Origin of the sequence: Achromobacter sp., from assembly GCF_050285585.1 — a bacterium.
In the GTDB taxonomy this organism is placed as follows: domain Bacteria; phylum Pseudomonadota; class Gammaproteobacteria; order Burkholderiales; family Burkholderiaceae_B; genus Achromobacter.
Genome location: NZ_JBLZXF010000034.1, coordinates 1 through 15,772, shown reverse-complemented (window position 1 = coordinate 15,772; position 15,772 = coordinate 1). Strand labels below are relative to the sequence as shown.

The 15,772-nt window shown below is 66.4% G+C and carries 11 protein-coding genes and 1 pseudogene; 5 read left to right on the top strand and 7 right to left on the bottom strand.

The features are described 5' to 3' along the window. Window positions 1-118: 118 nt before the first annotated feature. The gene (locus ACN6PJ_RS26490; RefSeq protein ID WP_427998754.1) at window positions 119-850 is read left to right on the top strand and encodes a pseudouridine synthase; all 732 of its coding nucleotides are present in this window, start codon (window positions 119-121) and stop codon (window positions 848-850) included. A gap of 86 nt (window positions 851-936) precedes the next feature. On the opposite strand, the gene ACN6PJ_RS26485 is transcribed toward ACN6PJ_RS26490, so the two are convergent. Continuing rightward, complete coding sequence (locus tag ACN6PJ_RS26485; protein WP_043545715.1) at window positions 937-1,842, bottom strand: LysR family transcriptional regulator; 906 nt, start codon at window positions 1,840-1,842, stop codon at window positions 937-939. A gap of 295 nt (window positions 1,843-2,137) precedes the next feature. Here ACN6PJ_RS26485 and ACN6PJ_RS26480 point away from each other — a divergent pair, with 295 nt between their 5' ends. The 3 genes from ACN6PJ_RS26480 to adeC are packed head-to-tail and all read left to right on the top strand — an operon-like array spanning window position 2,138 to window position 7,994. Beyond that, window positions 2,138-3,337 carry an efflux RND transporter periplasmic adaptor subunit gene (locus ACN6PJ_RS26480; RefSeq protein ID WP_427998753.1) on the top strand — a complete coding sequence of 400 codons (1,200 nt, stop codon included), beginning with the start codon at window positions 2,138-2,140 and terminating at the stop codon, window positions 3,335-3,337. Window positions 3,338-3,351: 14 nt separating this feature from the next. Next, window positions 3,352-6,534, top strand: a complete 3,183-nt coding sequence (locus ACN6PJ_RS26475; protein ID WP_427998752.1) for an efflux RND transporter permease subunit — start codon at window positions 3,352-3,354, stop codon at window positions 6,532-6,534. Next, window positions 6,531-7,994 (top strand): AdeC/AdeK/OprM family multidrug efflux complex outer membrane factor, encoded by a 1,464-nt coding sequence (adeC, locus tag ACN6PJ_RS26470; protein WP_427998751.1) that lies wholly within the window; start codon window positions 6,531-6,533, stop codon window positions 7,992-7,994. The genes ACN6PJ_RS26475 and adeC overlap by 4 nt, the downstream gene beginning before the upstream one ends. 139 nt (window positions 7,995-8,133) lie before the next feature. Here the strand turns inward: adeC and ACN6PJ_RS26465 are convergent, their stop codons facing one another. The 6 genes from ACN6PJ_RS26465 to ACN6PJ_RS26440 form a co-directional block, all read right to left on the bottom strand. After that, window positions 8,134-8,385, bottom strand: a complete 252-nt coding sequence (locus ACN6PJ_RS26465) for a GlsB/YeaQ/YmgE family stress response membrane protein (protein ID WP_043545727.1) — start codon at window positions 8,383-8,385, stop codon at window positions 8,134-8,136. A gap of 96 nt (window positions 8,386-8,481) precedes the next feature. Beyond that, window positions 8,482-9,096 (bottom strand): SCO family protein, encoded by a 615-nt coding sequence (locus ACN6PJ_RS26460; protein ID WP_427998750.1) that lies wholly within the window; start codon window positions 9,094-9,096, stop codon window positions 8,482-8,484. Between the two features lie 182 nt (window positions 9,097-9,278). Beyond that, entirely contained in the window at window positions 9,279-11,345 is a 2,067-nt protein-coding gene (locus ACN6PJ_RS26455) for a M3 family metallopeptidase (RefSeq protein WP_427998749.1), read from the bottom strand. 246 nt (window positions 11,346-11,591) lie between these two features. Then, complete coding sequence (gene folD / locus ACN6PJ_RS26450; RefSeq protein WP_062684816.1) at window positions 11,592-12,440, bottom strand: bifunctional methylenetetrahydrofolate dehydrogenase/methenyltetrahydrofolate cyclohydrolase FolD; 849 nt, start codon at window positions 12,438-12,440, stop codon at window positions 11,592-11,594. 55 nt (window positions 12,441-12,495) lie between these two features. Beyond that, entirely contained in the window at window positions 12,496-13,122 is a 627-nt protein-coding gene (locus ACN6PJ_RS26445; protein ID WP_062684817.1) for a response regulator transcription factor, read from the bottom strand. Then, on the bottom strand, window positions 13,119-14,873 hold the full coding sequence (locus ACN6PJ_RS26440; protein ID WP_043545732.1) for a PAS domain-containing sensor histidine kinase: 1,755 nt from the start codon (window positions 14,871-14,873) through the stop codon (window positions 13,119-13,121). The genes ACN6PJ_RS26445 and ACN6PJ_RS26440 overlap by 4 nt, the downstream gene beginning before the upstream one ends. Window positions 14,874-15,233: 360 nt before the next feature. Between ACN6PJ_RS26440 and aceE the strand changes: the two are divergent. After that, window positions 15,234-15,772: pseudogene (aceE, locus tag ACN6PJ_RS26435) on the top strand (pyruvate dehydrogenase (acetyl-transferring), homodimeric type); the annotation flags it as partial.

Below are 15,772 nucleotides of genomic sequence, written 5' to 3'. Positions count from 1 at the left end.
TGGCGGGGTGCGCGGCGCCCGGCCTGCGGCGCAATGCCGCAGGCCGGGCCGCCACGCGCGTCCGCCACGCGCGTCCGCCACACGCGTCTGTTACACGCGTCCGCATACAATACCGCCCATGGAAAAAGTACGTATCTCCAAGCTCATGTCCGAGCGAGGGCTGTGTTCGCGCCGCGAGGCCGACGCCTATATCGAACGCGGCTGGGTCCGCGTGGACGGCGTCGTGGTGTCCGAATTGGGCGCCCGGGCGTTCCCCGACCAGGTCATTACGCTGGAACGCGCCGCGCAGGCCCGCCAGACCTCGCGCGTCACCATCCTGATCAACAAGCCGGTCGGCTATGTGTCGGGCCAGGCCGAGAAAGGCTACACCCCGGCCGTGGCGCTGATCGACGCCCGTTCGCGCTACACGGGCGACCGCGAGCCGCGCCGGTTCGAGCGCGGGCACCTGGACGGCCTGGCGGTCGCCGGGAGGCTGGACATCGATTCGCAAGGCCTGCTGGTGCTGACCCAGGACGGCCGCGTCGCCAAGCATCTGATCGGCGAGGATTCGAGCGTCGACAAGGAGTATCTCGTGCGGGTGCAGGGCAGCCTGTCCGAGAACGGTCTGGCCTTGCTGAACCATGGCCTGTCCCTGGACGGCAAGGCGCTCCGGCCCGCGCAGGTGCGCTGGCAGAACAGCGACCAGCTGCGCTTCGTGCTGCGCGAGGGCAAGAAGCGCCAGATCCGCCGCATGTGCGAGCTGGTGGGGCTGAAAGTGGTGGGCCTGAAGCGCGTGCGCATCGGCCGGGTCTCCCTGGGCGACCTGCCCCTGGGCCAGTGGCGCTACCTGCGCGACGACGAAAGGTTCTGACTCGCTGGATCGAGCCCGATTGATCGCCTGTCCCGACATCTGTTGTCGGGAAACGCCAGATTTTTCAGTCGGTTTCCGATTCGGGGCTATGTCATGAAAGCGGGAGTATCCTTCGCCTGCCCGCTGCTGCCCAGGCGCTCCATCAGGAATTCGATGAAGATCCGGGTCTTGGCGGGGAGAAGCCGCGTCTCCGTGACCGCGTAAACCGGGAACGGGCCCAGCTGCCAGTCCGGCAGCACCCGCTGCAATTGGCCGGATTGCTGTTCGGCCAATTGGCCGCCCACGAGCACCGCGATACCCGCGCCCAGCATGGCCAGGCGCCGGGCCATGGCGACGCCGTTGACGGAAAAGCGGTTCCCTGGCGTGAATTCGATGTGCTGGCTGCCATTGGTCAATGGCCAGCGGGTGACGCGTCCTGCGCCCTCCGCGCGGAACTCTATGCACTCGTGCCGGGTCAGGTCGCTGGGATGCCGGGGTTCGCCGTGCTTCTCCAGGTAGTCGCGCGAGGCGTACAGATGGGCGGGCAGCATGCCCAGCAGCCTCGCAATCTGTGTCGAGTCCGGCAGTTCGCCGATCTCGATCGAAATATCGCAGGTCTGGAACACTCGTGAAGCGTGGTCCGGATTGGCCAGATCCAGGAAAAACGTGACGTCGGGATAGCGGCGGGAAAATTCCATGAACGATTCAGCCAGGAAGTCGGTGCCGAAATCCGCGGGCATATTGACCCGCAACGGCCCGGCGGGCGTATCCACCAGCTTCTGCAGCTCTTCATGGGCGATCTGCGCCTCGGCCACGATGTGTTGGCAGCGTTCGAAATACAGGCGGCCCGCGTCGGTCAGCTCGACCTTGCGCGTGGTGCGGCTGAGCAGCCGCAGCCCGACGGACCGCTCCAGTTCGGCTACCTGGCGGGAAAGGGTCGATTTCGGAACGCCGAGCGCCGCCGCGGCGCGGCTGAAGCTGCGGGTTTTCGCAACTTCCACGAAAAGTTCCATGCCTTGCAAGCGTTTCATGGCGGAATTCTGTCATATCAAGGGCTTGGAAATTGTCCCATAAATGGAATGATGTTTTCTTAACATGCCTCTTTGTTTCTGGGGCGGGATAACTCAGAATGCGGGTTCTGCAATGCAGCAATGCAACAAAGCCCAGCCTGCGTGTTCGAGGCAAATCCACCCGTCGATCCACGCGGACCGCATGCGCACGGTCCGGGGCACTTTTTTGCCGCAGGGCGCCGGCTTCCGGGCAACGGGAGCGGCATGGGTACTTTTTTGGAAATCGGGAATGCAATCTATGAACAAGAAAAGCGCTATGTGGCGCGGCGCGGCAATTGCCACGCTGACGGCATCGGCACTCACTCTGGCCGCCTGCGGCAAGAAGCAGGAAGCGCCCCAGGCGGGCAAGCCGCAGGTAACGGTGGTGACGCTGGCCACGCAACCGGTTTCCCTGACCACCGAATTGCCGGGCCGCACCTCGCCGTTCCGTGTGGCCGAGGTCCGGCCCCAGGTCAACGGCATCGTGCAGAAGCGGCTCTTCACTGAAGGCGGCGAGGTCAAGGCCGGGCAGCAGCTCTACCAGATCGATCCCGCGCTCTACCAGGCCAGCCTCGACAGCCAGAAGGCCGCCCTGGCGCGCGCCCAGGCGCAGCAGAAAACGGCCGCGCTGCTGGCCGAGCGCTACAAGCCGCTGGTGGCCACCCGCGCCGTCAGCCAGCAGACCTACGATAACGCCGTCGCCGCGCGCGACCAGGCCGCCGCCGACGTGCTGTCGGCCAAGGCCGCGCTCGACACGGCGCGCATCAATCTGGTCTATACCAAGGTCCTGTCGCCCATCGATGGCATCATCGGCCGCTCGGCCGTGACCGAGGGCGCGCTGGTCACCGCCAATCAGAGCTCGGCGCTGGCCTCGGTGCAGCAGATCGATCCCATCTACGTCGACGTTACCCAATCCAGCGTCCAGTTGCTGCGCCTGCAGAACGCGCTGGCCAGCGGCCAGCTGAAGAAGGCCGATGGCGAGCAGTCCGCGCTGGTCACGCTGACGCTGGAAGACGGCTCGCAGTACGCGCAGCAGGGCAAGCTCCAGTTCTCGGAAATCACGGTCGACCAGGGCACGGGCTCGGTCACCTTGCGCGCGGTATTCCCCAATCCGGACCGCCGCCTGCTGCCGGGCATGTTCGTGCGCGCTCGCCTGGCCGACGGCGTGGCCGCCGACGGCCTGCTGGTGCCGCAGCGCGGCGTCACCCGCAACCAGCGCGGCATGCCCACGGCGCTGGTGGTCAACGCCAAGAACCAGGTCGAACTGCGCGAACTCAAGACGGACCGCGCCATCGGCGACAAGTGGCTGGTCACCGACGGCCTGTCCGCCGGCGACAAGGTCATCGTGGAAGGCGTGCAGATGGTGCGCCCGGGGGTTGAAGTGATCGCCACCGAAGCCGGCGCCAACGCGCCGCAAGCGCAACAATCGCAAGCGGCCGCGGCGGCGAAGCAGCAGTAGTCAGGGAGCCTCGCATGGCAAAGTTTTTCATCGATAGGCCGGTTTTCGCCTGGGTGATCGCAATCGTGCTGATGATGGCCGGTGCGCTGTCCATCCTGAAGCTGCCGGTCTCCCAATATCCCAACATCGCGCCGCCGGCCATCGGCATCGCGGTGACCTACCCGGGCGCGTCCGCGCAGACCGTGCAGGACACCGTGGTGCAGGTGATCGAGCAGCAGATGAACGGTCTTGACGGCCTGCAGTACATCTCGTCGGAAAGCAACTCCGACGGCAGCATGTCCATCACGCTGACCTTCAAGCAGGGCACCAACCCCGACACCGCACAGGTGCAGGTCCAGAACAAGCTGGCGCTGGCGCAGCCGCTCTTGCCGCAGGAAGTGCAGCAGCAGGGCATCCGCGTCACCAAGGCCACGAAGAACTTCCTGATCGTGGCGGGCTTCGTGTCCACCGACGGCTCGATGACCAAGGACGACCTGGCCGACTACGTCGCGTCCTACGTCCAGGATCCCATCAGCCGCACGCAGGGCGTGGGCGACTTCCAGCTCTTCGGCTCGCAGTACGCGATGCGCATCTGGCTGGACCCGGCCAAGCTCGTCAACTACGGCCTGACCACGGTCGACGTGGTGGCGGCGATCAAGGAACAGAACGTGCAGGTGTCCTCCGGGCAGCTGGGCGGCCTGCCGTCCGTGCGCGGCCAGCAGCTGAACGCCACCATCATCGGGCCGTCCCGCCTGGAGAAGGCCGAAGACTTCGGCCGCATCCTGCTCAAGGTCAATGCCGACGGCTCGCAGGTGCGCCTGGGCGACGTCGCGCGCATCGAGCTGGGCGGGCAGACCTACGCCATCGACAGCTTCTACAACGGCAAGCCCGCCTCGGGCCTGGCGATCAAGCTGGCGCCGGGCGCCAACGCGCTGGATACGGCGCAGGCGGTGCGCGACACCATCAGCAACCTCAAGCCCTATTTCCCGCCGGGCATGGACGTCGTCTATCCGTACGACACCACGCCGTTCGTCAGCCTGTCGATCCATGAGGTGTTCAAGACGCTGGTCGAGGCCATCATCCTGGTCTTCCTGGTGATGTACCTGTTCCTGCAGAACTTCCGCGCCACCATCATTCCCACGCTCGCCGTGCCGGTGGTGCTGCTGGGCACGTTCGCGGTGCTGGCGGCCTTCGGCTACTCCATCAACACCTTGACCATGTTCGGCATGGTGCTGGCGATCGGCCTGCTGGTGGACGACGCCATCGTGGTGGTCGAGAACGTGGAACGCGTGATGGCGGAAGAGGGCCTGACGCCCAAGCAGGCCACCCGCAAGTCCATGTCGCAGATCACGGGGGCGCTGATCGGCATCGCGATGGTGCTGGCCGCAGTGTTCATCCCCATGGCGTTCTTCGGCGGCTCCACGGGCGTGATCTATCGCCAGTTCTCGATCACCATCGTGTCTTCCATGGTGCTGTCTGTGCTCGTGGCCATCGTGTTCACGCCGGCGCTGTGCGCGACGCTGCTCAAGCCGATCCCCAAGGGCCATCACGGTTCCAAGCGGGGTTTCTTCGGCTGGTTCAACCGCGCGTTCGACCGCAGCAGCCATGGCTACGCCAACACCGTGGCGCGCGGCCTGAACCGCACCAAGCGCCTGATGGTGATCTACCTGGCGCTCGTCATCGCCATGGGCTGGATGTTCACCCGCATCCCGACCGCCTTCCTGCCCGACGAGGACCAGGGCATCCTGTTTGCCCAGATCCAGACGCCGGCGGGCGCGACCGCGGAAAGCACCAAGGCCGTCATCGACGACGCCACGAAGTATCTGCTGAACGAAGAGAAGGACGCCGTCACCTCGGTGTTCGCGGTCAACGGCTTCAACTTCGGCGGCCGCGGCCAGAACGCGTCCATCCTGTTCATCAAGCTGCGCGACTGGGAAGAGCGTGGCGACGCCCGGCTCAAGGCCGGGGCCGTGGCGGCGCGCGCCAACGCGCACTTCGCCAAGACCGAGCGCCGCGCCCAGCTGTTCGTGGTGCCGCCGCCCTCCGTGATGGAGTTGGGCAACGTCACCGGCTTCGACTTCCAGCTGATGGACCGCGCCGGCGTGGGCCACGAGAAGCTGCTTGCCGCCCGCAACCAGTTGCTGGGCGAAGCCGCCAAGAGTCCCGTCCTGCGCGGCGTGCGCCCCAACGGCATCGAGGACGCGCCGCAGTACCAGCTCGACATCGACCGCGAAAAGGCCCGCGCATTGGGCGTGGCCGTGTCGGACATCAACAGCACGCTGGCCACCGCGTGGGGGTCGTCGTACGTCAACGACTTCATCGACCGCGGCCGTGTGAAGAAGGTGTTCGCGCAGGGCGAGGCTTCCTCGCGCATGCTGCCGGAAGACCTGAACAAGTGGTACGTGCGCAACAACGCGGGCGACATGGTGCCGTTCTCGGCCTTCGCCAAGGCCACCTGGAGCTTCGGCCCGCAGAAGCTGAACCGCTATAACGGCGTGCCGTCCTACAACATCCAGGGCCAGGCGGCGCCGGGCTACAGCTCGGGCGCGGCGATGGAGGAAATGGAGCGGCTGGCGGCCAAGCTGCCGGTGGGCGTGGGCTTCGAATGGACGGGCCTGTCGTTCGAGGAGCGCCTGTCCGGCGCGCAGGCGCCCGCCCTGTACGCCATTTCGCTGATCGTGGTGTTCCTGTGCCTGGCGGCGCTGTACGAAAGCTGGACGATTCCCTCGGCGGTGATGCTGGTGGTGCCCCTGGGCATCATCGGGGCCTTGCTCGCCACCATGCTGCGGGGCCTGTCCAACGACGTGTACTTCCAGGTGGGCCTGCTCACCACCATCGGGCTGGCGGCCAAGAACGCCATCCTGATCGTGGAGTTCGCCAAGGAGCACTACGAGTCCGGCGCCAGCCTGACGGAATCGGCCATCCATGCCGCCCGCCAGCGCCTGCGTCCCATCCTGATGACGTCCCTGGCGTTCATCCTGGGCGTGACCCCGCTCGCGATCTCGTCCGGCGCCGGTTCGGGCAGCCAGAACGCCATCGGCACGGGCGTGATCGGCGGCATGCTGACCGGCACCTTCCTGGCCATCTTCTTCGTTCCGGCCTTCTTCGTGATCATGCTGCGCGTGTTCAAGGTCAAGCGCATGAGCGAAAACGTCGACAAGCACGACGTCGGCGCCAATGGCTCGCAGGACGTGTCCGCGGAAGGGCAATCGCAATGAAATTCCCGATGAGAACCCTGTTGTCTGTTTCCCTGGCGGCGGCCCTGGCGGGCTGCTCGCTGGCCCCCACCTACGAGCGTCCGGAAGCGCCGGTCGATGCGGCCTATCCCACGGGCGCCGCCTACAAGGCTGCGCAGCCCGCCGATCCGGGCGGCCTGGCCACGGCCGATATCGGCTGGCGCGATTTCTTCGGCGATCCGCTGCTGCAACAGCTTATCGAGCTGTCGCTGGCGAACAACCGCGATCTGCGGGTGGCGGCCCTGAACGTCGAGGCGGCGCGCGCGCAGTACCGCATCCAGCGCGCCGACCTGATGCCCAGCGTGGGTATCGCGGGCCAGGAATCGGCCCAGCGCACGCCGGCCGACCTGTCGGCCAGCGGACGCGCCACCACCAGCCACAGCTACCAGGTCGGCGCCGCCATGTCCGCCTGGGAACTGGATCTGTTCGGCCGCATCCGCAGCCTGAGCGACAAGGCGCTGGAGTCCTATCTGGCGCTGGACGAAACGCGCACGGCGACCCAGCTCACGCTCATCGCCGAGGTGGCCAACGCCTACCTGACGATGCGCGCGGACCAGGAACTCCTGGCGCTGACCCGCGACACGCTCAAGAGCCAGGAGGATTCCTTCAAGCTCACGCAGCAGAGCTATGACCAGGGCCTGTCCACGTCGCTGGACCTGAGCCAGGCGGAAGTGTCGCTGCGCACCGCGCAGCGCAACCTGTCGCAGTACACGCGGCAGGCCGCGCAGGACCGCAACGCGCTGGTGCTGCTGGTGGGCCAGCCCCTGACGCCCGAGATGACGGCGGCGCTGGACAGCGCGGTCAAGCTGGACGACAGCATGTTGCCGACCACGCTGCCCGCGGGCTTGCCTTCGGACCTGCTGGCGCGCCGGCCCGACATCCGGGCGGCGGAGCACCAACTGAAGGGCGCCAACGCCAATATCGGCGCGGCGCGCGCCGCGTTCTTCCCGACCATCAGCCTGACGGGCTCGGCAGGCACGGCCAGCGCCAGCCTGGGCGGCCTGTTCGAAGGCGGTTCGGGCGCCTGGAGCTTCGTGCCCCAGATCACCGTGCCGATCTTCGCCGGCGGCTCGCTGCTGGCGGGCCTGGATCTGGCGAAGGTGCAGAAGAACATACAGGTGGCGCAGTACGAAAAGGCCATCCAGGCAGGCTTTCGCGAGGTGGCCGACGCCCTGGCCGGGCGCGGCACGCTGGACGAGCAGATCCAGGCGCAGCAGCTGCTGGTGGCGGCCAACCAGCGGGCCTACGACGCATCCGACCAGCGCTTCCGCCAAGGCATCGACGACTACCTGAGCGTGCTGGATTCGCAGCGTTCGCTGTATAGCTCGCAGCAGGCCCTGGTGGATACCCGCCTGGCGCGCCTGACCAACCTGGTCACCCTGTACAAGGTGCTGGGCGGCGGCTGGACCGAGCGCACCGCGACGGCGCAGGCGGGGTCTTGACGGGGGAGTGATGGGTTGCGCGCGTTCGGCATGCGCATGCTTGCGTTGATCGTTTCGCGCGATACCCATCAGAACCGCGCATCCGGACCGCCAAAAAAAAAGCCGATCGAAGGATCGGCTTTTTTTATTCATCGGTGCGTCACGCGCGTTTCTTGGCGATGAGACCCACCACGAACAGCACGACGATCGCGCCGACGACGGATCCGATCCAGCCTGCGGGTTCGCCCGGGGCATACCAGCCCAAGGACTGGCCCAGGAAGCCGGCGACGACGGAGCCGACGATACCCAGGATGGTGGTCATGATGATTCCCATGTTCTGGTCTCCGGGCATGATCGCGCGGGCGATCAGGCCCACGATGAACCCGACGATGATCATGATGATGATGCTCATGCGCGTACTCCTTGGCTAGAGTAAAAGGGGGCAGTGTGCACAGATGATACCCATGCCCCGGCCGCGCCGGCTGTAACAACTGGTGTGCGGACGGCCTCAGGAGGTCAGGTCGATGAGCTGGCGCACATCCTTGGTCAGGGCCTCGATGCTGTCGGTATCGGACGCCAGCAGGCGCGCCTTGCCGTCCTTGTCGAAAATGTACACGCCGCGGCTATGGGTGACCTCGTACATGTCGGCGTCATCGCCGGGACGGGGTTTTTCGATCTGGTAGGCCACGCGGTAGCGGCGCGCCAGGTCCGCGATCTGCTTTTCGTCGCCCGTCACGCCGATGGCATTGCTGTTGAAGGCGTTGACGTAGGCCTGCAGGATATCGGGCGTGTCGCGGTGGGGATCCACGCTGACGAACAGGATACGCACGTTCTTGGACTGGTCGCCCAGGTTCTGCAGCACGGCCGTCAGCTGCGCCATGGTGGTGGGGCAGATGTCGGGGCAGCTGGCATAACCGAAGAACAGCAGCACGGTCTTGCCCTTCAGATCGTCGCTGCTGACCGTCTTGCCGCCCGCGCCGGACAGCGAAAACTTCAGGTCGGGCAGGTGCCCCTTCACGTTGTAAAGCGTCCAATCGACATTCCTGTCGCCGCAGGCGGCAAGGAACACGCACAGAGCCAGCAGCAGGCCGCGCCAGGCGCGGCCGGAAATGAGGTGTCGCATGAGTCCAAGGGCGGGTAAAGGGGTAAACCTTTCGATTCTACCCGCAAGCCGCGGGCGAAGCCCCGGGACGGCCCCCGGGCGCGCGGCGATGTGGCGGCGCCTTGCTTTGGCGCAAGCGCGGCGCCGAAGGCGCGACGGCCCGCGCGAGGCGGGCCGTCGGAGGACACGAGGGAACGGGACGATCAGGCGGGCGTCATGCCGCTATGGCGCAGCAAGGCGTCGATGCGCGGGGCGCGTCCGCGGAAGGCGGCGAAGGACTCGGCCGCCGGGCGCGAACCGCCCACCGCCAGCACCTCGCGGCGGAAGCGCGCCCCCGTGGCCGGATCCAGCGTTCCCAGCGCGTTGCCGGCCTGCAGGGCGGCCGCCTCTTCAAAGGCTTCATAGGCGTCGGCCGACAGCACCTCGGCCCACTTGTAGCTGTAATAGCCGGCGCCGTAGCCGCCCGCGAACAGGTGCGAGAAGGCGTGCGGCAGGCGGTGCCAGGCCGGGGGGAACAGCACGGCCACTTCCTTGCGCACCGCCTGCAGCAGGTCCAGCACTTCGCCGATGGAGGCGCCCTTGGCCCGGTCGTGCATCAGCATGTCGAACAGCGCGAACTCGATCTGGCGCACCGTCTGCATGCCGCTCTGGTAGTTGCGCGCGGCCAGCAGGCGGTCGTAGAGCGCGCGCGGCAGCGGTTCGCCCGTGTCGACGTGGGCGGACAGCTTCTGCACCACGGCCCATTCCCAGCAGAAATTCTCCATGAACTGCGACGGCAGCTCGATGGCGTCCCATTCGACGCTGGCGAAGGCCGCGGCGCCGGGCTCGTCCACCTCGGACAGCAGCGCATGCAAGGCATGGCCGGTCTCGTGGAACAGCGTGATGACGTCGTCGTGGGTCAGCACGGCAGCCTTGTCGCCGTTGGGACGCGAGAAGTTGCAGGTGAGATAGGCGATGGGGGTCTGCAGCTGGCCCCCCACGACGCGGCGCGTGCGTTCGCTGTCGACCCAGGCGCCGCTTTGCTTGCCGGAACGGGCGTACAGGTCCAGGTAGAGGTGGCCGATGAGCTTGCCGTCGGGGCTTTCCACGCGCACGCCGCGCACGTCGCCGTGCCACGACGAGACCGGCGTTTCCGCCAGGCGCACGTCGAACAGGGTCTCGATGACTTCGAACAGGCCCGCGAGCACCCGCGGCTCGGTGAAATACTGCTTCACTTCGTCTTCGGAATAGGCGTAGCGCGACTCGCGCAGGCGCTCCGAGGCATAGGGCACGTCCCAGGGCTGGAGTTCGTCCAGGCCGAGTTCGGCGGCGGCGTAGGCTTTCAGTTCAGCCAGGTCGCGCTGGGCGTAGGGCTTGGCGCGCGCGGCCAGGTCGCGCAGGAAGACCGTGACTTCCCTTGCGTCGCGGGCCATGCGGGTCTGGAGGCGCAACGCCGCGAAGGTGCCCAGGCCGAGCAGGCCGGACTCTTCGGCGCGCAGGGCCAGCAGTTCTTCGATCAGGGGCGAGTTGTCGAACTTGGCGTCGCCCTGTTCGGAGGCCACCGTGCCGTAGCCGCGATACAGCGCCTCGCGCAACGCGCGGTCCTGGGCGTACTGCATGACGGGCAGGTAGCAGGGCATCTTCAGCGTGAGCTTCCACCCCGGCTTGCCGTCTTCCTCCGCGGCGGCGCGGGCGGCGGCCCGCACGTCGGCGGGTATGCCGGCCAGGCGGGCCTCGTCCTCGACCAGCAGCGACCACGCGTCGATCGAATCCAGCACGTTTTCGGAAAACTTCTGCGAAGCCTGGGCCTCGCGGTCGGAAATGGCGGCGTAGCGCTCGCGGTCGGCGCCTTGCAGTTCGACGCCGCTCAGGCGGAAGTCGCGCAAGGCCATTTCCACGATGCGGCGGCGCACCGGCGTCCAGGAAGCGAAATCCGGGGCGGCGGCCAGGCGCTGGTACTGCTGGTACAGGCCTTCGTGCAGGCCGACCCAGGTGGAGAACTCGGTGACCAGGGGCAGGGCGGCGTTGTACGCCTCGCGCAGCTCCGGCGTGTTGACCACGGCGTTCAGGTGGCCGGCCACCGACCAGGCGCGCCACAGGCGCTCCGAGGCGGTGTCCAGCGGCTCCACCACGGCTTCCCACGTGGGGGCGAGCCCGGGATCGGCCGCGGCGTCGACGGCCTGGCGGGCGATGCCCAGCAGCTCCTCGACGGCGGGCACGATGTGCGCGGGCTTGACGGCCGCGTAATCGACCAGATCGGAAACAGGAGCGAGCAGGGGATTTTGGGACATGGCGGTAGCGGCAGGAATGAGTACAGGAACCAGATAAGGGCGATTCCGGCGAATGCAAGTAGGATGGGCGGAGCGCGAGAGTTCTTAAGCTAGAACGCCGCCCTCCAGCGCGCGAAACCCATGCGGCCGTGGGCAGATTGTTTTTTCGGCCTGCACAGGGGCGCTGTCTGCCCACGGCCGCATGGGTTTCGCGCGTTGAGCACCTGGGTTCTTGCCTAGGAACTCTCGCGCTTCACCCATCCTACGTCATGCCTTGCGCTCGGCTGCTTCGACGGTGTTGACCAGCAGCATGGCGATGGTCATGGGGCCCACGCCGCCGGGCACGGGCGTGATGGCGCCGGCCACTTCGCGGGCGGAGGCGAAGTCCACGTCGCCGCACAGCTTGCCGTCGGCGCCGCGATTGATGCCGACGTCGATGACGACGGCGCCGGGCTTGATCATCGAACCGTCGATCATGCCGGGCTTGCCGGTAGCGACCACCAGCACGTCGGCGCGCCGGGTCTGGGCGGCCAGGTCGCGCGTCTTGGAGTTGCAGATGGTGATGGTGGCGCCCGCCTGCAGCAGCAGCATCGCCATGGGCTTGCCGACGATATTGCTGGCGCCCACGATCACGGCTTCGGCGCCGCGCAAGGTCACGCCCTCGGATTCCAGCATCTTCATCACGCCGTAGGGCGTGCAGGGGCGGAACAGCGGCTGGCCGGTCATGAGCAGGCCGGCGTTGCTGATATGGAAGCCGTCCACGTCCTTCTCGGCCGCGATGGCCTCGATGACCTTGTGGGAGTCCATGTGCTTGGGCAGGGGCAACTGCACCAGGATGCCGTGGATGGACGGGTCCCGGTTCAGCTCGCCGATGCGGGCCAGCAGGTCGGCCTCGGTCATGTCGGCGGGGTACTGCTCTTTCACGGAATGCAGGCCGGCCTTTTCGCAGGCGGCGACCTTGTTGCGAACGTAAACCTGGGAGGCGGGGTCTTCACCCACCAGCACCACGGCCAGGCCGGGGCGGATTCCCTTCGCCGCCAGGGCGGAAACGCGCTGGGCGACTTCTTCGCGGATGCGCTGCGACAGGGCGGCGCCATCGATAATCCTTGCTGTCATACGGAAACCTCCGCGCTGCGCGCTTCGGTCTTCGCCTTGGGGGTTGCCCGGCGGCTCATGCATGCGCCTCCGGTTTGGCCAAGGCGACCTTCATCAGGTCGGCTACGGTAGTCACTTCCAGTTTCTCCATGATGTTGGCGCGGTGCGCCTCGACGGTCTTGATGCTGATGCCCAGGTCGTCGGCGATCTGCTTGTTCAAGCGGCCGGCGACGATGCGCTCCAGCACCTGCTGCTCGCGCGCGGTCAGGCGCGCCAGCATCGCTTCGTGGTCCTTCTGGGCCTGGTGCTTGCTGACGCGCTGCGTCGCCTGCTCCAGCATGCGCGCCACGATTTCGCGCAGGTCGGATTCGTTGAACGGCTTTTCCAGGAAGTCCACCGCGCCCTTCTTCATGGTCGACACGGCCATGGGCACGTCGCCGTGGCCGGTGATGAACACGATGGGCAGCGGGGCATTGCGGGCGATCAGCTGCTCCTGCAGTTCCAGGCCGCTCATGCCGGGCATGCGCACGTCGGCGATCAGGACGCCGATCTGGCCGGCGTCGTAGTCTTCCAGGAAGGATTCGCCGCTGGCATAGGCGCGCACGCGATAGCCATTGGCTTCCAATAGCCAGCGCAGCGAATCGCGTACCGCTTCGTCGTCGTCAACTATGAATACCGTGCTCGACAGGTGGGGCGTGTTCATGCGTGCAACTCCTCTGACTGATCGTTCTGGGCCTGCGTCTGGGTCGCAGCGCAGGGCAGGGTAAAGCGGAAGATGGTGCCGCCGGCGGGATTGGGGTCTGCCCACAGGCGGCCGTGATGCGATTCGATAATGGTACGGCAGATATTCAGCCCCATGCCCAGGCCCTGGGTCTTGGTGCTGAAGAAAGGTTCGAACAGGCGTTCGGGTTCGGCCAGGCCGTGGCCGCGGTCGACCACCGCCACTTCGATGTGCTGGTCGTGCAGGATCACGGCGACCTTGAGTTCGTCGGATTCGCTCTTTTCCATGGCTTCCAGCCCGTTTTTCAACAGGTTCAGGAGCACCTGCTCGATCAGGATCGGGTCGGCCAGGACGTCCGGGGCGTTCGACGGCACGAAGCTGTCGATGCGGATGCGGCGCTTGCGCGCGTCGATCTCGGCGAAGCCGATGGCGTTGTCGACAATGCGGCCGATGGCCACGCGCTGGCGGCGGGGCTCGCTGCGCTTCACGAATTCGCGGATGCGGCTGATGATCTTGCCGGCGCGCTCGGCCTGCGAGGCGGCCTTCTCCAGCGCGGGCAGCAGCATGTTGGGGCTGGTGTGGCCGGCCTTGACCAGGGCGACGGCGCCCATGCTGTAGTTGGCGATGGCCGTCAGCGGCTGGTTCAGCTCGTGCGCCAGCGACGAGGCCATTTCGCCCATGGTGGTCAGGCGGCTGGTGAGCTGGATCTTTTCCTGCTGCACGCGCGACGCTTCTTCGTGCACGCGGCGCTCGGTGATGTCGCGCGCCACCTGCATGCGCACGCGGCGGCCGTCGGTCCAGGCCAGCATGCGGTGGTGCACTTCGAACCAGCGCTGCACGGAGGGCGCGAAGACCTCCACGGATTCGTCGGTGAAGCGGCCGCGGCGGCCGGCCAGCAGTTCGTCGTGGCCGCCCGTCTGCGCGCCGAACACGCGGCGGTAGGTGCGGTTGGCGAACAGCAGTTCCAGGCCGTCGTGGGTGTCGGCGGTGACCGAAATGGCGTCGTCCAGGCCTTCCAGCACCGTCATGAAGCGCTCGTGCGCGGCGGTCAGGGCCTCGCGGATGCGCTTGGGCTCGGTGATGTCGGTCATGGAGGTCATCCAGCCGATCTGGTTGCCGTTGGGATCCAGCAGCGGGGACACGTACATGCGCGCCGTGAACCGCGAACCGTCGCGGCGCTGGGCCTCGACTTCCAGGCCGCTGCTGGGCGTCTTGCCGGACATCAGCACGTCCAGCGTGTGCTGGTGCTGTTCGTGGCGGCCGGGCACCCAATAGGGGAAGGGCGGGCTGCGGCCGATCAGGTCGGCCTCGTTCCAGCCGATCATCCGGCAGAAAGCCGGGTTCACGTAGGCAATGCGGCCTTCCATGTCCAGCACGCGCATGCCGGTGGACATGGAGTTCTCCATCGCGCGGCGGAAACCGGTCTCGGCGATCAGCGCGGCCTCGGCCGACGACCGAAAGCGCGTGTACCGCCAGAGCATCAGCAGGCTGATGACGATCACGCAGGACAGGGCCAGCACCACCCAGATGAGGCGCTGCTGCCGCATTTCCTGGTCGATCGTCACGAACATGACGCTGTCGTCATGGATGCGCTGCAACCAGAAGAACACCGCCATCACACAGATGTAGAGGATCAGCACCATCGCGGGCGTGACCCAGTACACCCCCCGCCGGCGAGTGCGGGCGTGATCGTGGAACGGCGTAGGAATATTGGACTTGGGCGCGCTGGACATGGAATTCGGGCCGGATAGACCGCGCATTTTAGTGCGTGTTGGGAGGGAATTGCCGGGAATCGGCTCCTCCATTTAGAGAGGCCCTCTAAAAGTATTGGAAAAGAATGAGGATCGAACGTTCAGCTTTTGGTCAATTTTCCGTATTATGAAATGCCGTACCGCAACATGAAATTTTCCTTGCGACCGGTTACTCTTCTTTCTTAGAATGCCGGCTGATAGGGAACCGACCCAAGCAGGTCTCTAGAACACCCCGACCCATGCATGCATGGTAGCCCGGATGATCCCGGCTACCATGCAGTGTCCGCGAGTAGATGAAATAAGCGGGTGTGGTCACGAACGAACCCAAACAGGAGACACACGATGTCCTCTTTCGCCCAGGCTGGCGCCGTACAGGCTGCCAACGACGAAGACACCCTTGAAACCCAGGAGTGGCTCGAAGCCCTGGCGGCAGTCCTTGATCGTGAAGGACCTCAGCGCGCCCACTATCTGCTCGAACGCCTGATCGACGAAGCCCGTCGTTCCGGCGCCCACATTCCGTTCTCGCCGAACACCGCGTACGTCAACACGATTCCCCCCGGCCTGGAGCCGGCGCATCCGGGCAACCTGGAGCTGGAAGCCCGCATCCGTTCGTACGTGCGCTGGAACGCCATGGCCATGGTGGTCAAGGCCAACAAGCACAACCCGCCCGATGGCGGCGACCTGGGCGGCCACATCGCCTCGTTCGCCTCGCTGGCCACCATGATCGGCTGCGGCCAGAACCACTTCTGGCACGCGGAAGACGAAAGCCACGGCGGCGACCTGGTCTACTTCCAGGGCCACACTTCGCCCGGCATGTACGGCCGCGCCTACCTGGAAGGCCGCCTGACCGAAGACCAGCTGAACCATTTCCGCCAGGAAGT